General features: G+C 44.8%; 18 protein-coding genes. 12 read left to right on the plus strand and 6 right to left on the minus strand.

Features of this window, described 5'->3' with window-relative positions; all coding sequences use genetic code 11:
- Positions 1-42: 42 nt before the first annotated feature.
- The 5 genes from B9A91_RS13700 to B9A91_RS13720 all read right to left on the minus strand — a co-directional run bounded on the left by B9A91_RS13700 (position 43) and on the right by B9A91_RS13720 (position 6997).
- Positions 43-3237, minus strand: coding sequence for an efflux RND transporter permease subunit (locus tag B9A91_RS13700; RefSeq protein ID WP_084239384.1), 3195 nt, complete (start codon positions 3235-3237; stop codon positions 43-45).
- A gap of 7 nt (positions 3238-3244) precedes the next feature.
- Positions 3245-4312 (minus strand): efflux RND transporter periplasmic adaptor subunit, encoded by a 1068-nt coding sequence (locus B9A91_RS13705; protein WP_084239385.1) that lies wholly within the window; start codon positions 4310-4312, stop codon positions 3245-3247.
- Complete coding sequence (locus B9A91_RS13710) at positions 4309-5652, minus strand: TolC family protein (protein WP_084239386.1); 1344 nt, start codon at positions 5650-5652, stop codon at positions 4309-4311. The genes B9A91_RS13705 and B9A91_RS13710 overlap by 4 nt, the downstream gene beginning before the upstream one ends.
- A gap of 13 nt (positions 5653-5665) precedes the next feature.
- Positions 5666-6271 (minus strand): TetR/AcrR family transcriptional regulator, encoded by a 606-nt coding sequence (locus B9A91_RS13715; protein WP_084239387.1) that lies wholly within the window; start codon positions 6269-6271, stop codon positions 5666-5668.
- A 117-nt stretch (positions 6272-6388) separates the two neighbouring features.
- Entirely contained in the window at positions 6389-6997 is a 609-nt protein-coding gene (locus B9A91_RS13720) for a TetR/AcrR family transcriptional regulator (RefSeq protein ID WP_084239388.1), read from the minus strand.
- Positions 6998-7151: 154 nt separating this feature from the next.
- Here B9A91_RS13720 and murB point away from each other — a divergent pair, with 154 nt between their 5' ends.
- A complete protein-coding gene (gene murB, locus B9A91_RS13725) occupies positions 7152-8174 on the plus strand; it encodes a UDP-N-acetylmuramate dehydrogenase (RefSeq protein ID WP_084239389.1) in 1023 nt (340 codons plus the stop codon).
- Positions 8175-8339: 165 nt separating this feature from the next.
- Entirely contained in the window at positions 8340-8870 is a 531-nt protein-coding gene (locus B9A91_RS13730) for an RNA polymerase sigma factor (RefSeq protein ID WP_084239390.1), read from the plus strand.
- Positions 8871-8873: 3 nt separating this feature from the next.
- On the opposite strand, the gene B9A91_RS13735 is transcribed toward B9A91_RS13730, so the two are convergent.
- A complete protein-coding gene (locus B9A91_RS13735; RefSeq protein ID WP_084239391.1) occupies positions 8874-9776 on the minus strand; it encodes an SMP-30/gluconolactonase/LRE family protein in 903 nt (300 codons plus the stop codon).
- A gap of 86 nt (positions 9777-9862) precedes the next feature.
- On the opposite strand from B9A91_RS13735, the gene B9A91_RS13740 reads away from it, so the two are divergent.
- From B9A91_RS13740 to B9A91_RS13785, 10 genes are all read left to right on the plus strand, one after another.
- Entirely contained in the window at positions 9863-12535 is a 2673-nt protein-coding gene (locus B9A91_RS13740) for a hypothetical protein (protein ID WP_084239392.1), read from the plus strand.
- Positions 12536-12868: 333 nt separating this feature from the next.
- Positions 12869-15991 (plus strand): SusC/RagA family TonB-linked outer membrane protein, encoded by a 3123-nt coding sequence (locus B9A91_RS13745; protein WP_235012553.1) that lies wholly within the window; start codon positions 12869-12871, stop codon positions 15989-15991.
- 12 nt (positions 15992-16003) lie between these two features.
- Positions 16004-17845 carry a RagB/SusD family nutrient uptake outer membrane protein gene (locus B9A91_RS13750; RefSeq protein ID WP_084239394.1) on the plus strand — a complete coding sequence of 614 codons (1842 nt, stop codon included), beginning with the start codon at positions 16004-16006 and terminating at the stop codon, positions 17843-17845.
- A gap of 23 nt (positions 17846-17868) precedes the next feature.
- A complete protein-coding gene (locus B9A91_RS13755; RefSeq protein WP_084239395.1) occupies positions 17869-18273 on the plus strand; it encodes a DUF5018 domain-containing protein in 405 nt (134 codons plus the stop codon).
- 10 nt (positions 18274-18283) lie between these two features.
- A complete protein-coding gene (locus tag B9A91_RS13760) occupies positions 18284-19276 on the plus strand; it encodes a DUF4466 family protein (protein ID WP_084239396.1) in 993 nt (330 codons plus the stop codon).
- A gap of 93 nt (positions 19277-19369) precedes the next feature.
- Entirely contained in the window at positions 19370-20008 is a 639-nt protein-coding gene (locus B9A91_RS13765) for a GntR family transcriptional regulator (protein WP_084239397.1), read from the plus strand.
- 221 nt (positions 20009-20229) lie between these two features.
- Complete coding sequence (locus tag B9A91_RS13770; protein ID WP_084239398.1) at positions 20230-21564, plus strand: aspartate aminotransferase family protein; 1335 nt, start codon at positions 20230-20232, stop codon at positions 21562-21564.
- Positions 21565-21566: 2 nt separating this feature from the next.
- Positions 21567-22745: a galactonate dehydratase gene (gene dgoD, locus B9A91_RS13775; RefSeq protein ID WP_084239399.1), complete on the plus strand. Its 1179-nt coding sequence runs from the start codon at positions 21567-21569 to the stop codon at positions 22743-22745.
- Positions 22746-22763: 18 nt separating this feature from the next.
- Positions 22764-23537 carry an SDR family NAD(P)-dependent oxidoreductase gene (locus B9A91_RS13780; protein ID WP_084239400.1) on the plus strand — a complete coding sequence of 258 codons (774 nt, stop codon included), beginning with the start codon at positions 22764-22766 and terminating at the stop codon, positions 23535-23537.
- Positions 23534-24895: a neutral/alkaline non-lysosomal ceramidase N-terminal domain-containing protein gene (locus B9A91_RS13785; RefSeq protein ID WP_084239401.1), complete on the plus strand. Its 1362-nt coding sequence runs from the start codon at positions 23534-23536 to the stop codon at positions 24893-24895. Before B9A91_RS13780 ends, B9A91_RS13785 begins: the two co-directional genes overlap by 4 nt.
- The last annotated feature ends 8 nt before the right edge of the window (positions 24896-24903 follow it).

A 24903-nucleotide genomic window follows, 5' to 3' on the forward strand; every position in this document is an offset into this window, starting at 1 on the left:
ACTTTTCAGGGTTCCTCTTTCTTATTCGGATATGTTATAGGATTACTTTACCTCTTCAAGATCGTACTCTAAAACATCTTTGTGGTCATATGGCTCAACCAGCAATTCGTCTATCGTCTTACCTTTTTTATTGAAGCCTAATTTTTCCAATATGATGTCGAAAATCAGGTAAACCACAGGTACAACGATCAGGGTCAAAAACAGGGAACTGGTTAATCCGCCTACGATAACCCAGGCCAGACCATTTTTCCATTCTGCACCGGCACCACTTGCCAGGGCAATAGGAAGCATACCAAAAATCATGGCTATAGTAGTCATCAAAATCGGACGCAAACGTGCGTGGTTAGCTAAAATTAACGCTTCTATCGTTGATTTTCCTTCTGCTTTCATGTGGTTGGTAAAATCGACAAGGATAATTGCGTTTTTGGCCACAAGCCCCATCAGCATGATAAAACCTAAAATGGTAAAAATACCGATAGAGTTGTTTGTGAGCGCAAGCGCAAGGAAAGCCCCGATCAATGCCAGTGGCAGCGAGAACATCACCACAAATGGGTAAACAAAACTGTCATACAATGCCACCATAATCAGGTATACCAGAATGATGGATGCCATTAAGGCAATGCCCAGTGTACCAAAGCCTTCAGCCTGGTTTTCCTGATCACCAGCCCAGGTGTAGCTCACGCCTATAGGGGCTTTCATCTTCCCGTTTTCCTGAAGTTCTTTCAGCTTGGCCTGGAATTCGGCAACTACCGTTCCTGTTGGCCTACCGATAGACTGTGCCTTAACCGAAACTGAAGTAGATTTGTTTAAACGCTCCAGCTGACTTGGTCCTGAACCTTCTGTAATGGTAGCAAATTGTGACAGTTTGATCTGTGCACCCTGATTGTTTACAAAGACCAGATTACGTACATCATCCACATTTTTTCTGTTGAAATCCTGATATTGGATATTGATGTCGTATTCATACTCACCTTTCCTGTATTTACCATCGGTGTTTCCAGCAAAGGCGGTTTGCATGGTGGCACCTACAGTTTGCAGGGTTAAGCCTAAAGCCGACATCTTATCCCGGTCTACCTGAACGTTGATCTCAGGTGTTCCTTTTTCAACAGACAATTTAATCTCTGTCGCACCTGGAATTTTTGCAAGGACCTTTTGTGCCCCTTCGGCATATTTTAATGCGCTGTCCAGGTCAGATCCCATTACAACCAATTGTATCGGTGCGTTTTCGGCAATACCCAGGATACTGATCGGAACGGTTTTAACTTTTGCACCTACCAGTTCTTTGGCAAGGGCACGACTCATCTTTGTTGCAAAAATATCTGAAGAAACACCTTCACGCTGGTCGCGTTCAACCAGCTTAACGTTGATCTCCGATTTATAGGCTGTAGCCTGGGTTCCGCCGAAGTCACCGCTGGCCTGTCCCACTGTGGTAATCAACTGCGTAATTTCAGGTTGTTTGCTTAAGAATGCTTCGGCACGTTGGGTATAGAAATTGGTTTGCGACAAAGGCGCATCTTTAGGCAATTCAATCTGCACCAGGAACTCCCCTTTATCAGATTTTGGGAAGAACTCTGAACCGATAAAGCCCGCAACAGCTAACCATATTGACGCAATAAACAACACTACAATTGCTAAAATGGTACGTCTTTTATGGTTTAAAGACCATTTTAAAATGTTTGTAACCCAAAGGGTGAATTTTTTCAATTGCTTTTCAAACCAAAGGATAAAGCGGCCGAAGACGTTCTTGCCTTCAATATGTTCCAGTTTACCATACCTCGAAAAAAGGAGCGGTACAATGGTAAATGAGGCCAGCAAGGAAAGTAGTGTTGCAATAATTACAACCACACAGAACTGTCTTAAAATGTTGGAAACCAGGCCTGTACTTACGGCGATAGGGAAGAAAACGACTACAATTACAAAGGTAATGGAAACAACTGTAAAACCAATTTCCCTTGTAGCATCTGAAGCGGCCCTCACTTTGTTTTTACCCATCTCCATGTGTCGCTGGATGTTTTCCAGTACCACAATCGCGTCATCCACAAGGATACCTACCACCAGCGAAAGCCCCAGTAAGGACATCAGGTTTAAGGTAAAGCCAAACAGACCGATACCAATAAAAGTTGCAATTAATGAGGCAGGGATAGATACCATTACAATTAACGCGTTCCTCAAACTATGCAGGAAGAACAACATTACAAATGCTACCAGCACTACTGCCAGCATTAAATCGTGAATAACCGCATCTGCAGATTCCAAAGTGAAAATAGAGCTGTCGTTTACGATCTTAATGTCCAGATTGTTGGCTGCATATTCTACCTTAAGCTTTTCAATAATGGCATGTACACCTTTACTTACTTCTACGGCATTTGCATCACTTTGTTTAATGATCTGAATGGCAATCGCACCTTTTCTGTTGATACGGGCTAGTTTTTCTGTTTCTTTCTGAGCATCCTGTACATCGGCAACATCGCGCAGGCGGATTTGAGAACCATCTTTGGAGGTGGTCAGTACCAGGTTCCTCAATTCATCCAGGTTTCTGTATTTACCAGATAAACGGATTAAAACGTCCTGGTTTTCTGTTTTTACACTCCCTGTAGGGAAATCCAGGTTCGAAGTCAGGATCATCTGTTGCACCTGTGGTACAGAAAGGTTGTAGCCTTGTAGTTTATCTGCATCCAATGATACCTGGATCTCTCTTTCGGAACCACCAATCAGGTTAACCTGGGCAATACCGCTCACCCTCGAAATTACCGGGGCAATCCTTTGGTCCATCAGATCATAAAAGCTGATGTCGTCCATTTTTGCAGAGGCCGACATCGTGATCACCGGTAAATCATCCAAAGAGAATTTACTTAAGGATGGTGTTTTTACATCTTCAGGCAGTTCTGATAAAATGGCGTTTACCTTACGTTGCGCATCATTTAGGGAAATGTCAATATTGGCTTTATCTGTTAAGGTAATGGTAACGGTAGATAAACTCTCAAATGAAACTGCGTTTATTTTTTTGATGTTTTCCATTGACGATACCGCATCTTCGATCTTCTTGGTTACGGTATTCTCTACCTCGGCAGGGGATGCTCCCGGGTAAATGGTTGAAATAGATACTACGTTGTTTGAGAATTTTGGCAATAACTCATAACCCAACGAAAAGTAACTCAACAGCCCCAGCAGGGTAAGTGCGGTAAACACCACAATTACCAGGGAGGGCCTTTTTATCGATATATCTGTTATCTTCATCTTCTTTTTATTTTACTATGCTCACAGGAGTACCGTCGGCCAGGTTGATCTGTCCGCTGGTGATTACAGTCTCGCCTTCATTTAATCCTTCCAGAATTTCAACTGAATCACCCAAAATACGACCTGCAATTACTTTGCGAAGTTTAGCGGTATTGCTGGCCTTGTCTAACACAAATACCTGGTTGCTGCTTACACTACCCACAAAAGAAGTGCGGGGAACCAAAATTCCGGGAGCCTGTTTAGGAAAGTTAAATACGGCGGTACCATACATTCCTGCTCTAAGGCTGTTTTTGGTATTGTTGTCTACTTCAATTTCTATCGGGAAGTTCAAAGTCCCATCAGCTTTAGCTGCAATAAAAGTAATTCTGCCATTGAATTTTTCTGTAGGAAAAACAGAAGACTTGATTTCTATTTTATCACCTATTTTAAGATTGGCCACCTGTGACTCATTTACATTTACCTTAAGCTTTAATTTGGAAACGTCAACAATTTCAAATAACTGTGTTCCCTGAGCGGTAACAAATGCACCAACTTCAATGTATCTTTTGTTGATGATGCCATTAATCGGAGATTTGATGTTAGCATCGCTCAACCTTCTTTGCGAGGCCTGTAAACGTAATTTCGCATTTTGCGTTGCCAATTTCGCCTGGTCCAGCTGCTGTTGGGTTACGCCGCCAGTTGCATAAGAGCTTTTGTACCTGGCTTCGTCCCTTAACGCATTTTGATAGGTTGCTTCGGCAGTTTCCCTGTCCGTATTGATGATCTCTGCATCGATACGAGCCAGTACCTGTCCTTTGCTTACACGGTCGCCTTCTTCTACAAGGATCTTACTCACCCTTCCGGCATTTTCCGATAGGAAGTTCAGTTCCTGTTTAGGTACAAAGCTTCCGTTGCTGCTAAAATCCAGGTCAACTACTTTTTTCTCTACACTTGCAACACGCACGGCAATAGCCCCACTTCCTTGTGCAATAAAGGCTGTTTTTGCTTCGTTCTTCTTCTTATTGTTGCTGAGCACCAAAGCAATCCCGCCCAGGGCAAGTATAATTATTAAGGCTGTTATTATCCCTCTTTTCATTGTAATAGCGATTTTATATTTCCGTTTGATTTGATTAATTGTATTTCGGCAATTTTATAATTTAATAATGCCTGAGTGTAGCTGTTTTGTGCTGAAGTAAGTGCGTTTTCGGTATCCAGCAGATCTGTTAAACTGGCCAGACCGTTGTTGTAATTGTTTTGTGTGCTTCTGTAGATTTCATCAGCCAGTTCAGCATTTTTCTTTTGTGAGTTAATGGTGTTTATGCTGTTACGTAACTGGATTTTTGCATTTTCGTAAGCCATGTTCAACGAGTTTTTCGACTCTCTTCTGTCTTCCCGAGCTTTTTGAATATCTACATCGGCCTGGCGGATTTTTGAACGGGTTAAGAAACCGTTAAAAATCGGCACTTTTAAGGTTAAACCAACGGCCGATGCCCCAAAACCAATTGCATTAGGGTTGGATTTTAAAAAATCGAAACCGCCGCTCTGGCTGGAATAGGTGTAGTTTCCTGTTAAAGCCAGGCTTGGATAATATTCAGACACATAAGCCTTGCGCTGCAATGAAAGCAATTTGTCCTGGATGTCCAGAATTTTGATCTCAGTCCTGTTGTCCATGCTTAAAGAATCACTAAACTGCGGTAAGTGGGTCACTTCCGTGAGCTCTGTTTTTGGTAATGTGATTTCCGTGCTTACAGGCATGCCCATTGCAAATTTCAACTGGTTCTCCAACTGTGTAATGGCATTAATGGTCTGCTCCCGTTGTGTCTCTAAATTCGTGAGGTTTACTTTGATCCGGTCTACGTCAATCTTTTTTGCCAACCCGTTTTTATACTGATTGGAAATGATCTTCTCTATCACATTTACATTTTTGATATTAGTGTCTATCACATTCAATTGCTGCCTGTTCACTAAGACCTGGTAATAGTTATTGGCAACCAGTTCAATGATCTGTTCCTCGGTTAACTGGGAAGTCAGATTGTAGTATTCCTCACTGGATCTCGCAGCCTGCAGCCCTGTGAAAACCTGCTGGTTGAACAATTGTTGTGAAAGCTGGATTCCGGCAGATGAATTCCAGTTTTGTCCGAGTTTGATAGATTGCGGGCTCCCGCCGAAGTCGGCTACCAGTTTTCCAATGATAGGGTTGTAGTTTAAACCAGCATTACCTGTAATTTGTGGTAAAGCCTGGGCCCTTACCTCCTGCACTTTATATTTACCGCCGTCTATGTCAAGCTTTGATTTCCGTACTTTGACGTTGTTTTGCAGCGAGTAGTTCAGCGCTTCCTTTAACGTCAGCGTTTGCTGAGCGTTAACCGTACCCGATAACAGTAACCCCAGCAGTGCCAGTGGAATTATTTTTATCTGTTTGATTATTGTATTCATATATAGCCTATTGTTATTTTAGTCCTTTAATAAATATACGCGACAGGCTAAGCTGCCTTTCCAGTATGTTTTTCATTTCCTTTTTGCTGGGAAAGAGCTCTTTATTGCCATGCAGTATGCATAAGGATGTGATCCCTGCCAGACTGTCCAGGTAAAGCTCCGCAGTTTTATAGGTTTCCATTGGTCCAATCTCCTTTTTGTCTATCGACCTTTGAAATATATCTGCATGCAGCTGTATGTTTTTTCCGTGCATATTCATGAAATGTTCTTTCAGTTCATCCGAGTTCAATGAAGAATCAGGGCTGCCCCCTGATAAATGGAGCATATAGTACTTTTGAAAGAAGCGATGTCTGATTTCGATGAAGCCAGCCATACAATCTTCCAGCGGAACATCAGCAAACTGATCTTTCTCTACCATCTCAAAATAGTCATTGAATATTTTTTCGATCACTCCAAGTACCAAACTGTTTTTATCAGGAAAATAATAATACAGAGAAGGTTTGGATACTGAGAGGTCTTCCGCAATTTCATTCATTGTGGTTTTATTGATTCCATAATGTATAAAACGTTTGATCGCCCCTTCAATAATTGCTTCTCTTTTTTTATCTGTCTCTACCATTCTACTTTTTTACTTTCTGACTTTTTTATTTCAGTAGTCAAAAATACGGCCATAATTCCGCTTAAAGAATTTTACCTTTAAAATGCAGGTAAACTGACAATTAAATGACTGTTTAAGCTAGGATTTTGGCTTCAGGCCTTGTAAAAAAATTTCGGCAAACAATTTTTCCTTGATAAAGATCTGTTTAAACTGCTCTTTTCCAGGGAATATGTTCTTGTCTTTGGACATGATATTGAAGTGTATGCCAGACAGGGCGTCGAGAAATATTTCGGTAGTAAGTTTGGGGTCTTCCATGGCAAGTTCACCACTTGCAATCCCCCTGCTGAATAAGGAGCTGATGATGATGGCTTCAAAGGCCCGGGCTTTACTGAACTTGTCGTAAAGGTTATCGGGCAATTCACTGCCAATAATTTGTGTTGATTCCAGCAGGTTGTAGTATTTTTGAATAAAAGACTGTCTTTTTTGTAAAAGTTTATAAATGCCTTCTGTCGAAGTACTGGCTTTATCAATGGACTTTACCAGGTCCCTGCTAATGATCTGCATCAGGTGTTCAATGGAACTCACATATAAACTCAGTTTGTCCGGAAAGTAGTAGTAGAGCAAAGCCTTTGAAAATGAGACATCTTTTGCGATTTCGGTCATGGTTGTTTTTGACAGGCCATAATGTGCGAACCGTTTCAATGCAGCTTCAATAATTAAGCTTCTCTTTTTATCCTGATTTTCCATACAAATTACTATTCTCTCCTTTAGGGCAAGTATTACTAAGCTATTTTATCAATTCAGGCGAAAAATAGTCAAAATTTTTAAATATTACTTTTAACATATTTATTACAAGTCTTAACAATTACATTTGTGCCAGATCTAATCATTTAGCTTACTTATGTCTATTCTACAGCAAAATATATCTCTTAAACCCTACAACACATTTGGTGTCGATGTCAAATCATCCCTTTTTGCCGAGGTGTTCAGTATTGAAGCACTGAAGGGATTGCTGGGAATGGATGTGGTAAGACAGAACCGCTTACTGGTTTTAGGCGGAGGAAGCAATCTGCTGTTTACAAAGGATTTTGATGGACTGGTGATTAAAATAAGCATACCCGGCATTTCGGCTACTACTGATACTGATGGGGAGCGGGTACTGGTAACGGCTGGAGCGGGTGTGGTATGGAACGATCTGGTGAACTACTGTGTGGTAAATGGCTATGCAGGTATAGAAAACCTGAGCCTTATTCCTGGAACTGTAGGTGCATCGCCTATACAAAATATAGGTGCCTACGGTGTGGAGCTCAAAGATGTTTTTCATTCCTGTACTGCTTATGAAATTGCGACAGCAGAAGAAAGGACCTTTAAATTTGAAGATTGTAAGTTTGGTTACCGGGATAGTACCTTTAAAAATGAGCTGAAAGGCCGTTACATCATTACTGCTGTCAGTTTTAAATTGAACAGACAGGCGCAGCTAAATACCAGTTACGGGGCAATCCAGGCCGAACTTCAGAATAGGCACATATTACAACCAACAATTGCCGATATCTCAAAGGTGGTAGCTCACATCAGGGTAAGTAAGTTGCCGGATCCATCTACGATAGGTAATGCCGGAAGTTTTTTTAAAAATCCCGTAATTAGCCAGGCACAGTTTAAAGAAGTGTTGACTAAATTTCCTGATATTGTACATTATCCCGCTGCCGACCAGAAAGTTAAGCTGGCTGCCGGCTGGCTTATTGAGCAATGCGGTTTTAAAGGAAAGGTGGTTGGCGAGACAGGTACCTGGAAAAATCAGGCCCTGGTTCTGGTTAATCATGGCGCTGCAACAGGACAGGAAGTGTATGATTTTTCAGAAGAGATCATACGTACAGTGTATGCCAGGTTTGGTGTAGAGCTGGAGCGGGAAGTAAATATTCTGTGAAATAGACGGTTAGCGTCATTTATCGGAAAAAAATTAATTTCTTAACATCAATATCCTCCTTTTTGGTACATATCTTGTGTAGTGTTTAGTGTCTAAGATTAAACAGATTTTGAGCGCCACTCAAAAAAATGCTTGTTAGTTTTTTAACCCTAAAACTTAAACACTATGACAAAAAATGAGTTCAACCTTCAGCTAAACAATCATTCAATTTCTTTACAATCCTTCGCCCTGAATTTTACGAAAGATATTGAGGATGCAAACGATCTGGTGCAAGATACCATGCTTAAGGCGGTTACCTATTATGGGAAGTTTAAAGAAGGGACCAATCTAAAAGGCTGGTTGTTTACGATAATGAAGAATACTTTCATTAATAATTACAGGCGTCTGGTGAAAACAAACGCTTTGATTACCAAATCAGATGATATTTCCTCGGCCAACCTGCACTACAGTGCTACCAAAAATGCCAGCGAAAGTAAATTTATTATAGGAGACATCAATAAAGCGCTTGCTAACCTTCAGCCAGAGTATTACGTTCCTTTTGTAAAATACTTTGAGGGTTATAAATATCATGAGATTGCCGAAATGCTGGAGATTCCAATTGGAACCGTAAAAACCAGGATCCATGTGGCCAGACAGATTCTGAAAAAATACCTGAAAACCTATTCTAAGGATATTCTGGGAACAGAAATGGTTTAAAACTCATTTTGTTCTTTTAATGAAATGGTTTGCCGGTATGCCTTTTACCCCAGGTTTTACTGTAAACATTCCGCCGCTGTATGGACATTGCAATAGTTCTGCTTCAGAAGTCGATGTCCGTGCAGTGGTGATGTAAAGCGTGTCCAGATTTTCTCCTCCAAAAGCGCAGGAAGTTACATTTTTTGCCGGAACCTCGACCCTACAGCGTAAGACGCCTGTTCTGGGGTCCCATCTCCCTACTGCATAGCCGCCCCAAAGCGCAATCCAGATCATCCCTTCAGCATCCAGGCTGCAGCCATCTGGTTTCCCCATATCCTCCGGAATGGTAATTGCATCATAAGGAGTAGATATCCGGCCAGTTTTATCGTCATAACTATAGGCCACAACCTTATGTACTGAGGTGTCGATGTAATACATCGTTTTTTTGTCATCCGACCAGGCGATCCCATTTGAGGTGGTTATACCTGTTTCCATCCTATGGATGGATAGATCTGCATCTATCCGGTACAGCGCCGCCGAACGTGATGCGCCCATAGTTCCCAGCCACAGCCGTCCCGAAGGATCGCACTTCCCGTCATTAAAACGATTGCCTGATGTGCGATTTTCAGGGTTTGACAACAGCCTGCGGAGCAGTCCGGTCAATTTTTCATAACTGTATACACCGTCTTTTAAGGCCAGTAATAGTGTATCATCTGTGCCGGGTATTACAGCACTTATTTTTTGTCCAAAATGTGCAGTCTGGTTAGTTGAGGTAAGCGGGTCAAACCAATGGAGCAGCTGCGCTTCGATGTCTACCCAGTAGAGCTCTTGTGTTTTATGGTTCCATATTGCGCCTTCTCCCAGCATTGAGCGGCTGTCTAGTAGTAGTTCTGCTTTAAGCACGATTGGCTGTTGGTGGTCGGACATGATTTCTCTGCTGCTCGTTTTATTATTTTTTAAAAGTACATAAATTATTTTGTTTACAAAAAAACTATATATTTGTATACATAGTTATGAAGGTAAAAGCAAGTATTATTGGTCTGATAGGGCTCTGCATTGGTTGGTTAGGTGTTGTTGCCCAGGTTCATCCTTATGTAGTTGGCGACAAATATGTGAAAAGGTTTATGGCAGCAGAAGGGCGGCCTAATGAAACTTCCCCCGGATCGCCTGATCTGGTATTTCAGCTTAAAGTTCCTGTTGCAGGTACTTATGAGTTGTCTACCTATGCGGTTCCTGCCTCCGGCCTGTCACCCGAAAAAGATGAGCAGGGGAATATTAAAACTGCTTACGTTAAAATCCAGATTGACGACCAGCGGCCTACCAGGAGAATACTATATGATATACATCAGGCTGCCAGCCAGGTTTCAGGTAAATTTGAACTCAATGGGGCTAATCAGCAGCTTAAATTATGGTTGCCAAAGGGGATAGAGCTGGTGCATGTAGAGTGGAAAAATTACAATGCTCCCGAAGTGCCTTTGGCGGCAAAAAACTATATCCCTAAAATTATCCCACCTGCGGTACATCCCCGGCTTTGGGTAACACCGCAAACATTGCCCATGGTTAAAGCGAGGCTTACTGAAGGTGAAAACAAGCCTGTATGGCAACAGCTTGCTGCTGTTGCGAAAACACCCTACCGCTTCGATTTTAATCCTGGAAAAGAGGTGTTTTACCAGGAGGAACTGGAAAAGGTGGTGCAGGTCAAGGCGTTTTATTACCTCATGACCGGAGATCGAAAGATCGGCAATGAAGCGGTTCGGCTTATGGTCAATTATATGTCTGTGCTGGAATTTGGAAATGTTAAATACGGAGATATAACCCGGGAGATTGGCCGGGCTATCTATACCGCCGCACTGGTGTACGACTGGTGTTATGGCCTGATCGATAAAAATGACAGAAAACGGCTGTATGACAAGATGCTGTACCAGGCCAGAGAGATGGAAATAGGTTGGCCCCCTTTTATGGATAGCATTGTTAATGGTCATGGAAATGAGGCGCAGATCAGCCGCGATCTCCTTTCGATGGCTATTGCCTTATATGAAGAAAACCCTGAGCTTTATAAGTATACAGCCTATACCATATTCGAACACCTGATTCCGATGCGGAAATTTGAGTACGAATCTTCCAGACATAACCAGGGTGTAGACTATGGTGCTTATCGTTTTGGCTGGGAGATGCATGCGGCCTGGTTGCTTTACCGCATGAGCGGGATGCCTGTTTTTGATGATAACCTAAAAAAACTACCTTACTACTGGTTATACATGCGTTTGCCGGATGGTTACATGTTGCGCGATGGTGATATGTTCAGCGCAAAATTTGGTGGGGCCAGGCCACTTTACTGGAAGCAGCCGCAAACCATGTTGTTGAGTTATGCTTACGCAAATGATCCGTTGATTAAGGGTGAATTTGAGCGTGAAGGTGGATTGCCTGATAATCCGGTGTTATTTTTACTGGTAAATGATCCGGCGCTCAAAGCCCGGCATGACCTGGGCAGTCTTCCGCTTACCAAAGATTTTGGGCCTGTGCTGGGCTCCATGGTAACGCGTACCGGCTGGAACAATACAGAAACAAGTAAGGATGTGGTTGCCGAGATCAAAGGTGGGGGCTATATTTTCGGGAACCACCAGCAGGCAGATGCAGGTGCATTGCAGATTTTTCATCATGGTGTGCAGGTTGGTGATATCGGACTTTACCTTTCCTACGGCTCTCCTTACGATTATAATTTTAACAAACGATCTGTTGCGCACAGCGTGATGTTGGCAATGGATCCTTCGGAACCCCTGCTTTTCCGTTCTAAAGTGCGGGATGGAGGGACCAGGTTTAATCAGCGCTTTCCGCTAACGCCGCAGGAAGTTATTGCTGATCCCTGGTTCAGTAATGGTCAGGTTTTGTCCGCTAATTTTGGCCCCTTACAACTCAAACCTTCTTTTAGCTATTTTAAGGCTGACCTGACGGCTGCTTATACAGCAAAAATGACAAAATATACCCGGGGCTTCTGCTTTTTGAACCTCGGTCTTGAAGATGTACCTGCGGTAATTATCCTGGCAGATCATATGACTACCGCAAAGCCTGAATTCCGGAAGTACTGGCAAATCAATACCCTCAATAAACCTGAGGTGTCGGAGCGTGAGATGGTGTTAAGTAACGAGCTGAAGGGGCTTAAGGGAAAAACCCATGTAACTATGCTTTTGCCTGCAGCCGCCGACCGGAATATGGAAGTATTGAGCGGGAGGGAGGCCAACAGTACTTTCGGTCAGTCGTTTGATCTGGTTTCACAAAAGCCGGAGGCCAATGCGCACCGGATACTGGTTTCGCCTAAAAAGCAGCAGGGGCAGGATGGGTTTCTGACTGTTTTTCAGATGGCAGAGGGTGATGCAAAGCCATTGCCCATAGGTTTTAAGGAAAGGCAGGGCTGCTGGCAGCTTGCGGTAGCCGACAGGGTCGTGTGCCTGTCTTCTGGAGGGGGGCTGCTTGAAAATACTTTTACTGTTGATGTGCCTGATGCAGGTATGTTTGAGGTGTTGCTGACGGATATGAAGCCCGGTTACTGGAATGTAAAAAGTTCCGATGGGAAAATGAATTTTAATTACGCTGTAATGTCGGGTAAAAATACCTTGTTTTTTAAAGCGGAGAAGGGAAGTTATGTAGTGGCGCCTGGTAGGCTGTATGGAATAGAAGATCTGAAGTAGGTCTGGTATTTTGTTTACAAAAAATATAAGTTAGTTTTATGAAGTGCCATTTTCAGGATTGAGGTGGCATTTTTTATTTCTGATTGTTTTTGTTAAAAAAATGATAATAAGTTTGATTTTCATTTTGTTGTATACAAAAAAATAATATATTTGTATACATACTAACAAATTCTTAAACCAAACCTATAAACCAACCGTTATGAAGACAAACTGACTACATCTTGTTCATCTATCCTTGTTCCTATTAATAAAACAGTGTTTACTATGCAAATCACATAGGTAATGAAATCAAAATTTTTTTGGCCATATGGCTTTATTAAATGTTGGAGAATAATGTGCTTCATTGCTGTGCTTTCTGCAGCAGAGGTTTTTCAGGCCAGCGCAAGTCTAACGCGCGGCACTTTGTTCTTTCAGCAGGATCCCGCTTCCCAGGAGGGCAAGGTTGTGGATTCTGAGGGTATCCCTTTGCCTGGGGTCGAGGTAAGGGTTGTGGGTTCTGCAGCGGTAGCTGTTACCAACGGCAGCGGTCAGTTTGCCATAAAAGCCAAACGGGGCGATCTGCTTAAATTCCATATGCTCGGCTATGTGGATATGGAAAAGGTTGCTGAACTTAAGTTTATAACAGTCACCCTGTCTTCTTCTTCCCAGAACCTCAATGAGCTGATTGTTGTAGGCTATGGTACGCAGAAAAAAGTGAACCTTACCGGCGCTGTGGCTTCTATAAAGGTAGATGACCAGCTGACGAGCCGCGCCTTGCCTAACGTATCTTCTGCGTTACAGGGGATGTTGCCGGGCTTGGCCGTAAATCAGACTTCTGGTATGGCGGGTAACAATAGTGCAACCCTGCTTATTCGTGGCTTAGGTACAGTAAATGATGCAAACCCGCTAATTGTGGTAGACGGGATGCCTGATGTCAATATCAACCGCATCAACATGAATGATGTAGAAAGTGTGTCGGTACTAAAAGATGCAGCGTCTGCAGCCGTGTATGGCTCGAGGGGTGCAAATGGCGTAATTCTTATCACAACAAAATCAGGTAAAGGCGCACAAGGAACAAAAATCAGTGCTTCTGCAAGTTCTACCATACAAAAGCCAACCAATGCCTTTGAATTTTTGCCGAATTATGCGAAGGCATTAACGGTTACGCAACGTGCGCAGGCTGTTGGTTCTGTGCCTGCATCTATTAACTTTAAGAACGGGACAATTGATGAGTGGTTTGCCAAGAGCATGATTGATCCGCTTCGTTATCCAAATACAGATTGGTGGGATATCATTACAAGAAACGGACAACTCAATAACTACAATGTATCGGCTACGGGAGGAAATGAAAAGTCAAACTTTTATCTTTCTGTAGGTGCGATGGATGAAAAGGGGATCCAGATCGAAAATGACTTTAAGCGGTACAATGCGCTTTTTAGCTATGATGCTAAAATCAAAAATAACATCAGTACGGGTGTCCGGTTTTCGGGTAACTGGTCTAATTACAGGTATAATTATGAAGAGGGTTTTACCGCTAACGGGAGCAGTGGACTGGATATTTTTACCGCTCCTGCAGGGGTAACCCCTTATGATCCGGTTACGGGATATTATGGGGGTGCAATGGCCTATGGTGAAAGTATACTGGCCAGCAATCCTTATGTCGACTATATCAACAGGAACAAAAATAATGTGGAACGGCAGGAGGCGATGGGGAACATCTATATTGAGTACAATCCGATTCCCGGACTTAAAGGACGTATTGACTACAACTTAAACTATGGTTCCCAGTTTACCTGGCGTGCGGATATCCCCTCTAAAGCTTATAATTTTCAATTGGGCCAGTTTAATAACCGCGCGTATGTTGGTGATAACGAACGGATCTATAATGCCGACAGAAATAACTATAAAACCCAGCTTACTGCAAAAGTTAATTACGATAAGGTAATAGCCAAAAACCATGAGTTTAACTTAATGGCAGCTTACAGTGAGGAATTCTGGAAAATCAGAAATCTGAGTGCCAACAGGGAGAACAGGTTTCACCCCCTGCTGCATGAACTGGATGCTGCCCTTGGTAGTGTGAACATTACCAATAACGGAAACTCGAGTACGGAGGGAATGCGTTCTTATATCGGGCGCTTGAATTATTCGGCATTTAATAAGTATCTGTTTGAGGTAAACTTCCGTGCCGATGGCTCGTCCCGTTTTATTAAGGGTGCTCAATACGGCTTTTTTCCTTCCGGTGCTATAGGCTGGCGTTTTACGGAAGAATCTTTTATCAAGCCATTTACCCAAAAAATTGGGCTTACCAATGGTAAATTCAGGGCCTCTTATGGTTCGTTGGGTAACAACAATGGAATTGGCTTATACGAGCAGCAGGAGGTTTTGACAAATACCAATTATGTAGCCAGTTCTTTGAATGGCTCTGTAGTCAACCAGGTTGCTGTTCCTGGATTTCAGAACAGAAAATTAATCAATACAAACCTAACCTGGGAAAAAACCACTATGTTTAACCTGGGGCTTGATATGGCATTTTTTGCGAACAGGTTAACCACAGAGTTCGATTATTATGACAGGTTGACAACGGGAATGATTCGGCCCGGAGATCTGTCGATCCTGCTTGCCGCGGCGCTTAGTCCGGCACCAAGAAGAAATCTTGGTGATCTGAGAAATCGGGGGATAGAGGCCAACATCACCTGGAAAGAAAACCGGGGGGGCTTTGGTTATATGTTGAACCTGAATGCAAGCTATAACAGGACCATCCTTGAAAAATGGCCTGAGTTCCTTAACCGGAGTGCTGTTTTTATCGATATGCCTTATCAATTTGTCTATGCTTATCAATCGTCCGGAATTGCCCAGAGCTGGGAAGATGTGTATAATGCACCGATACAGGGTGCGGCTCCGGGAGATATTTTGCTAAAAGATTTGAATGGGGATGGCAGGATTGACCACAACGATCAGGTGGCCTATCCAAATTTCCAGACACAGCGTCCGACTACAAATTTTGCTTTAAGGGGCAATGTAACCTGGAAAGGTTTTGATCTTGGTTTTATGTTGCAGGGGGCCACAGGGCGTAAAGATTACTATAACAACAACATGACCAATACAAGGATTTCGCAAGCTACCAATCAGGCCATCAACTGGAATCAGTACCTCAATACCTGGACTGTGGATAACAGGGCTGCTGCCCTGCCTCGCCTGACAAGCGGGACTACCGCAGCGCCATTTACTGCTAATCAGAGTACATTCTGGCTGGATGACGTGACTTACCTGAGGCTGAAAAACCTGCAGTTGGGTTATACCTTCAATAAGCCATATATGAAGAAAATAGGCCTGAGTAGTGTCCGTATTTATGGTTCGGCCGATAACCTGGCCACCATTACCAATTACCGCGGCCTGGATCCTGAAAAGGTGAGTTACAGTAATGATGTGTACCCGCTTAGTAAGCTATTTGTACTGGGCCTGAATGTTGAATTATAAAAGAAGATCATCATGAAACAATATTATTTTATACGGCTGTCTGTTTTGATGCTCCTGTCTGGGTTGTTTTTACTGAGTTCATGTAAAAAGGATCTGCTCGACCAAAAGTCTACAGTTGGTTTGCCTTCTGCCATTTACTGGCAAACAGAGGCCGATGCGACCTCGGCTTTGATGGGTGTTTACAATGCTTTTCGTGCCAGTTTTGACCGTGATTACCATTTCGACGGGCATGGTGACTTTGTTAAAGTATACAATACCGGAGCGGTTACTCCTGTTCCGCTTGGGGTGAATAGCCCAAGTAATTACGGTGGTTCGGCTTTGGAGACCTACAAAAATCTATATGGTATAATTACCCATGCAAATTATGTGATTGAAAACATAAACCTTCGTATGCTGCCTGTTGCTAAAACGGAGGCGGCTACCCGGAGTTTGGAAAGCATAGCCGGAGAGGCCCGCTTGCTTCGCGGGATCACCTATTTGCGCCTTATCTCTTTGTGGGGGGATGTACCTTATGTAGGAAAGATCATTTATAATCCGATAGAGGTTGATACACTTTCCAGGATGCCGATCAGGAAAGTCAAAGATTCTATTCTGGCCGATTTTACCTATGCTTTTGAGAAACTGCCTTTGAAAAATTCGGTAATCAGCCGGCCTTCAAAACCGGCAGCTTTAGCTTTCCGCGGAAAAATGCAGTTGTTCTGGGCAAGCTGGAATAAATTTGGCTGGCCTGAGCTGGATAAGTTCACACCAAGTGCTACTGAAGCAGAGACTGCCTACAGGGCGGCCGCCTCAGATTTTAAGCACGTAATTCAGGACTACGGGCTGGATCTTTTCCGGGGAGGGGATCCGGGACAATGGGGTACCATGGGATCTGCAGATGTATTGCCTAATTATTATTATATGTTTATCCCTAACCCGGGAAATCTGAATGCAGGTGGAGAAATGCTGATGGTTTTGCCGCATGGTTCCGGCTTAACCCCGGTGCAGGGCGATGAATATCAACGGGTGTTTACCGGTCCGCTTAATGGTTTGGGGCAGAACCAGGTGATACCACGTTATGAGCTGGCCAATCGTTATCAATCCACCATTACCGGCGACTTTTTACCTCCGCTGGTGCAAATACAGCCAAATGTAGCAGGGGCACGCACGGCTCCGAACTCAGCCATCAATCCGGAGAGTTATAGAGACCGCGATTACAGGATGAAAGCTACGATGTTATGGGATTATGAAAAACTGATGGGGCAGGGAGAGATTGATCAGACTTCATACGTGAATTTTCTTTACAAGACCTTTTCGGGCAAGTCCGTCATCAATGGTGTGGAATACCCTAACTTTACGGATAATGGAACCAACTTTTCCGGCTATCAGTTCAGAAAGTTCGTTAGAAATTATGGCGGCTTGGCCAGGAGTAACGGGGATTTCAACTGGCCTGTGATGCGACTGGCGGATGTCTTCCTGATGTATGCTGAAGCTACCAATGCCGTAGATGGGCCGCAGGCCGATGCGATTGCGCTCGTGAACAGGGTACGTCGCAGGGGTAACCTTCCGGCACTGGCGGGTTCCAAGACTTCAAGTCCGGCTGCCTTTTTCAGTGCAATAGAGCAGGAGCGCATCGTTGAGCTTGTCGGAGAGGGCCAAAGGGCCTTCGACTTGCGACGCTGGAGGGCGCTGGAACGTGTATTTGGTGCGCCTTATGGCGATGGAAAATGGTTTATGGATACGCATGGTAACAACTGGGAGCGCTTTTTTCAGAATGCACCCGAGCTCACCTATCAGCGTTGCTACATTTACCAGATCCCGGAAAGCGAACGTACACGCAACAGTAACCTGACCCAGAATATACCATGGAGATAAGCAGTAAATTTAAACTCAGACAGATGAAAAGAACAATATTTTATAGCATCATCTTTTTAGCCCTTCTGGCAACAGGATGCAAAAAAAGTTTTCCGGTTGATGAGGATGGTCTGCTGATCACCACAAGATCAGAATGTTATGTCAGCAGTTTTGAATTGCTGGGGGCCGATTATCAAACCGTACGCAGTAAGGCTGCAGTTGTAGATACTACCGCGCAAACCGTAAATGTAGAGGTGCTGTTTGGTACGGACCTGAAGAACCTGTACCCTCAGTTTACCCTGGTTACAGACGCCAAGCTTGATCCGAAAATTCCCGGAAAGGTTGATTTTTCGGATTTAAGCAACCCTAAAAAGTGGACAGTGGTTTCGGGTAACCGTAAGGTCAGGAAAACCTATACTGTTTATGTTACCGTTCAAAAAATAAACTAAAAACAGCGTCATGAAGAATACATATATTTTATACCTGTTAGGGCTCTTAGTGGTAACCTTTACCGGCTGTAAAGAAAAAGAATACGAAGTGCCTACACCAAAGTCAGACCTTCAGAACGATGTGATCAAACGCTCGCTGGGACCTGCCATTGTGGGAACTGATATAGAGTTTGCCTATGCCATGGCATTGTTGCCTGAGCAGGGTAAATTGTCGTCGGCAACCGTTACGGCATCTATTGCCGGTGCTGCTGAAACCTATTTGGACAATAAGTTTTACAGCACCAGTTCCAGCGGTACCGAGGTGGGGACTGTTGTAGGGAGTGCTTCTGTAAATGCTGAGAACACAACAACAGTAACGTATAGTCCTGATGTTTCTGCGGCTACTCTCCGGTATTTCTACCGGGTGCCCGAAGCAGCCAGGGGTAAGAACGTCACTTTTACCTTCTCTGTAAAAGCTACGAACGGACAAACGGTAAGTTATACCATGGGGCCATACCCTGTCAGGAGTATGGACCTGAAGAAGAATCTTGTGCTTACGGATGCGACCAATTGTTATTTGTCGATAGCTGATATGACAGTATACGATGCGGCATATGCTGCTGCCAATCCTGCAAAGATCGATATGGTTTACTTATACCGGGTCATTACGGGGGCTACCTTTAACCATTCCCTGGTGGCGCCCACGGCCAGTGCCGAATACCGGCCTGGTATTACCTTGCCTGTGGGCCTGGGTAACAAAACCAAACTGATCAAAGCCTGGGACATCAGGGATGCCCAGCTGGTAATTGGTACATCGGTAGCAACAAGTGTGTTTGTAGATGATGTTGACCTTCAGCAAAGAAATTTTGCAGACGCACCCGATTTTGCCATCAATACCCGTGCAGAGTCTGGTGTTTGGGTTGAAACCGCAGATGGTAAATACCGGGCCTATGTTTACGTCAATAGTGTAAATAATACAACCAGGCAAATGACCATCGGAATTAAGCGGCTGACAATGAAGTAATATTATATTAAATAAATGCTTAAATTGTTTAGTATCTTGCGGGGATTTTAATATTGTTTACTTTTTACAAATCAATTTGTTTACATATTTGCTATGAAAGAGGATTCGCAATCAAATAAGGTATATTCAGAACTTCGAAGAAAGATATTGTCTAACCAGCTGGTTCCCGGAACCAGGTTGAAAGAGGATGTCTGGGCTACAAAAACCGAAGTAAGCCGGGTATCGGTCCGCGAAGCGCTGAACCGTTTGCTGGGCGAGGGATTGCTGGAAGTAGGGGAGAAGGGTGGCTATTATGTAAAATCAATGACTGCAGCTGATGTGCGTGAGATCCGCGAGATCCGTGAATTGCTGGAGCTGGGAGCTTTACGCCTGGCTTTCAACCATGTTACTGATGAGGATATTACCGAACTTGAGCGCATCTGCGACGATTTTTCGGCCATGGTGAGGAATGGTTACTTTTCCGGCGCTTGCGAGGCCGATGTGAAGTTCCATGAAACCTTAATCAATATGTCCAGGAATGCCAAATTGAAACACCTCTACGAGTTGAGTAACATTCCCCTGTTTCATCTTAAGCTGGGGCGCTCCCAGACACAGATGGACGATTATGAGTTAACCGACAAAGAGCATCGCGAAATTCTGAAGTCATTAAAAGCTAAAAGCCTTAAAAAGGCAGAAGAATTTCTGGTTAAACATTTACTCCGTGGGGAGGTAGCTTCGCTTGAAATAGAATAAGCCAGGTCTCTTACCGGAAGATAAAGCCGCGCCTTAAAACAGGTGCGGTTTTTTTTTGCTGCGGTTTGGGGGAACTAAAAAATATTAAATAGCACATAATTTTGTTGTATACAAAAAATAAATATATTTGTATACAAAACTAGTATATCCCTATAGCGCATGGATCTCTCCTACAGCTTCACCCGGATATTGGTTTATTGAAAATTTTAAAATCTAAAGAAATGATAAACAGTTGGCAAAAATCGGCGGCAGTAATTACCAGAAACGAAAAATGGATCCCGGGCGGGGTGGTTTCCCTTAACCGTAAATCGGAGCCCAATATTTGTTTTTCAAGGGGCATGGGAAGCCGGGCCTGGGACATTGAAGGTAATGAATACATCGATTATCAGGCTGGCTTTGCTGCTGCTTTCCTGGGGCACAATGACCCGGATGTAAACGCTGCGGTCATGGATGCCATACACGGCCAGTCAGTATTGATGGGCGCAGGGCCTACTGATCTGGAAGGGCAGTTTGCTGAACTGTTCTGCAAAAGTGTACCTACGGCCGAAAAATTACAGATTACCACAACCGGTTCTGAGGCTACCTATCATGCCATTCGCATTGCGAGGGCAGTAACCGGTCGCGATCATGTGATCATCATGCAGGGCGGCTATAACGGCTGGCACAATGATGTTGCCGGCAATGTGATCAGTAACCTCGAAGATGTAGGGCCAAGGGTAAGCCGCGGGGAATATCCTTTTGATTCCCTTTCTGCCGGTATCCCTGAGCAGCACAAAGCCCTGATCCATGTCATCAATTACAACGACCTGGAGTCTGTTGAATATGTTGTGAACAATTACCCTGTAGCTTGCATCATTCTGGAGCCGATATTGCAAAATATAGGCATAGTAAAGCCAGAAAACGGTTACCTGGAAGGCTTGCGCCGGCTTGCGGATGAAAATGGTTTTTTGTTGATTTTTGACGAGGTTAAAACCGGTTTCCGGCATGCCTTGGGCGGTTACCAGAGCATATGTGGCATAACACCCGATCTGAGCACTTTCGGCAAGGCCGTTGCTAATGGTTATCCTATGGGTGTAATTGCCGGTAAAGCAAAATACATGGATTATTTTGTGCACCCCGATAAAGAAAAACGGGTGCTTATTGCAGGAACCTTTAATGCACATCCACTGACCACCATTGCTGCCATTGCCACCCTTAAAAAGCTGGCCTCAGCAGAGTTTGCTGTGTATGCGCATGTCGAAAAGCTGGGGGCAACTCTCGAGGCTGGATTAAATGATATACTATCGGCTTACGACAAACCTTTTTATACTGCGCGCCAGGGCTCTGCATTTTGTGTCTACTTTATGGACCATGCTCCGAAAGATTTTCACGATATTGCTTTGCATAACGATGCCGCATTTGATAAAAACTATCGCCATAAACTGATCGCAGAGGGGATTTTTAATTTTCCCCTGGCCTCTAAACAAGGAAGTATATCTTATGCACACAGCATGGCCGATATAGAAGAAACATTAGAGAAAAGTAAAAAAGTATTGTCAGCTTTATTGGGCAAATAAAAATGAAGATAACCGCTATAGAAACCTATGTGTGCCATGCGCGCATGAGGAACTGGATATTCGTAAAGGTGCTTACCGATCAGCCCGGGCTTTGGGGCTGGGGAGAGGCCACACTGGAGTGGCATACCCGCAGTGTGGTCGGTGCGATTGAAGATTTATCACAACTGCTGATCGGTGAAGATCCCCGCCGTATAGAACACCTCTGGCAGATGATGTACCGCCAGCACTTCTGGCATGGCAACGGTATCGTCAGGGGAACAGCGATTAGTGGTATCGACATTGCCCTGTGGGACATTGCCGGTAAAATACATGGAGTGCCTACACACGAGCTCTGGGGTGGCCGCGTTCGCGATTACATTCGTTTATATTGTCATCTTGGGGGCGGAAAAATGGAAGACTTTTACCAGACCCGGCCCGATGACGCCAGCCGGTTTGGTGAGTTGGCCAAACAGGCGGTAGAAGATGGTTTTACAGCTTTCAAATCTATGGCTGTGCCCGAAACCATGCCACTGGAAGGCCTAAAGCCTATTCACTATGCCGAGGCCTGCGTCAGTGCTATGCGTGAAGCTGTTGGAAACGATATTGACATTATGGTCGACTGCCATGCACGTCCCAGCCCGCGCATGGGTATGCAGTTTGCCAAAGCACTGGAGCCTTACGGGTTGTACTTCTTTGAAGAACCCTGCTGGCCGGAATCGATAGAAGATATTGCGCTCATCCAGCGGGCAGTCTCTACTCCGATTGCCAGTGGCGAACGCCTGGTAACCATTCATGCCTTCAGGGAGTTATTTGAAAAAAGAGCGGTAAGTGTAATCCAGCCCGATATTACCCATTGTGGCGGCTTGAGTGAGGTTAGGCGCATCGCCGCTATGGCTGAAGCTTACCGTATTGCGATAGCTCCGCATAACCCGCAGGGGCCGGTAAGTACAGCGGCATCTATTGAGTTCGGCTTTGCCACTCCGGGTTATATCATTTGTGAAAGTGTGCACAATGATGTGCCATGGCGTTCCGACGTGGTAAGTGAAGGTTTTACCGTTGAAAAAGCCGGGCGGATCGTTCGCCCGAATACCCGTCCGGGCCTGGGTATCGAAATCAACGAAGAAGAAGTTAAGAAGCATCCTTTTCAGCAGGAAGTGCTGCAAAGGACATTTTATAAAGACGGTAGCGTAGGCGATTGGTAAAGCTAAAGTAAAGGGCATATGGAAAAATTGTTTCAGGATAGAGTGATGGTCATTAGCGGCGGACTGGGTGATATTGGCCGGGCCATATGCCATCAATTTGCAGCCCAGGGGGCGGCTATAGCCATTGGGGATCTGCGTACGGTTAGTGAGTCCCGGGATTTTTTAAGCGAGCTGAAACAGCGGTATGGAGTGCCTTCGCATTATACGCAGGTAGATGTTTCGGATCCTGTTGCTGTAGACAGCTGGTTGCAGGAAGTTGTACTGCAGTTGGGTGTCCCCAGCCTTGTCATTTCAAATGCCGCAACGGTTACACAGGCCGGTGTGCATCAGATCGGGCCAGAGGAATGGTCGCGCGAATTGCGCATCAATCTTGATGGGGCATTTTACCTGTGCCAAAAAGCAACAAAGCTGATGACAGCACAACAAATGCCTGGAAACGTTGTGTTTATTGGCAGCTGGGCCGCTGAGGCTGTGCACCCGGGGCTGCCTGCCTATTGTGTATCTAAAGCAGGCCTGCGGATGCTTTGTAAATGCATGGCACTGGAACTCGCGCCACATCAGATCCTGGTCAATGAACTGGCACCCGGCTATGTAAATGCAGGCTTAAGTGCCGAGATCTGGGCTCAAAACCCCGGTTTAATTCAGGAGGCAGCCGAAAAAGTTCCGTTAGGAAAAATTATGACTGCTGAGGATGTTGCGCGTCAGGTATTGTACCTCTGCCATCCGGCCAATACACACCTTACCGGGAGTACTTTATTAATGGATGGCGGGCTTTCATTGCGTTCAGTATGATCAGCGATCCATCATTTACCGGTATTATAGGCGTTACGCAGGAAGACATTACCCCGCCCGCAGGCATTTATGCCAGAAACTGGGGCGCTGCAACACAGGATGTGGCGCTGGGTATTCACCGCCCGCTGAAGCTTACCTGCATTACCTTTCAGGACAATGTGAAAAACCAGCCTTTGGTGCTCATTACAGCCGATCTGGGCTGGTGGAAAAGTGCTGCTGATGAGCGTGAGCTGCGTTATGCCATACTGGAAACTTTTCAGCTGGATGCTTCCCGTTTGATGTTTTGCTTATCTCATACCCATGCCGGTCCTGGTCTGTTCTCTGAAGATGCTGGCAAGCCGGGCGGGGAGTTTATAGTCCCTTACCTGATGCAAATCAGGGCCTGCGCTATTTCAGCTGTCAAAAGGGCTTTGAGCTCGGCGGTACCCGCAACACTTTCCTGGCGTTACGGAAAATGCGATCTTGCAAGCAACCGCGATCTGCCCGAAGAAGGGACTGACAGATTGCTGGTCGGATTTAATCCGGAGAAACCAGCCGATGATACCCTGCTGGTGGGGCGAATTACCAATGGCGATGGAAAGATCACCGGAACCCTGGTCAATTATGCCTGTCATCCAACCACACTGGCCTGGGATAATGTGCTGATTTCTCCGGACTACATTGGGGCCATGCGGGAATTGATAGAAACACATACCAATGCACCCTGTGCCTTTTTGCAGGGCGCATCGGGAGAACTGGCTCCGCCGGAGCAATATTCGGGTGATTGCCTGCTTGCCGATGCCTATGGGTACCGGCTAGGACATGCTGCGCTAGCGGTGCTGCAGGGTATGTTTCCTGCAAATACCGGATTGGAATTGAGCCGGGTGGTAGAATCCGGCGCAGCTCTGGCGGTATGGAACAAGCAAAGCCGCAAAGCTGCCTGCGAACTTGGGGTTGAACTGTATGATGTTGCAATGGCCTTGAAAGCCATGCCTACCCTTGCAGAGCTTGAAAGTCAATGGCGCGAATGCCAGGACCATGTGCTTAAAGAGCGCTTGTGGCGGATGCGCGGAATCCGGAAAACTGTCGGCGAGGGGGATATTTCTGTAATGCCACTTTGGGTATGGCGTTTGGGCGAAGCCTGTCTCATCGGACAGCCCAACGAAGCCTATTCCTATTTTCAGCAGGAACTTCGCAGGCAGCTGCAACCGGCCGCGGTAGCGGTAATGAATATTGTAAATGGCTATGCAGGGTATCTGCCGCCAAAAGAACTATATGCTAAAAATATGTATGCCGTTTGGCAAACGCCCTTTGCTGCCGGCGCACTCGAGCAGCTAACTGAGGCCGCAATCGTTACGGCTAAAAAACTACAGAACTAAGCAAAACC

Origin of the sequence: Pedobacter africanus (assembly GCF_900176535.1) — a bacterium.
GTDB classification, from domain to species: domain Bacteria; phylum Bacteroidota; class Bacteroidia; order Sphingobacteriales; family Sphingobacteriaceae; genus Pedobacter; species Pedobacter africanus.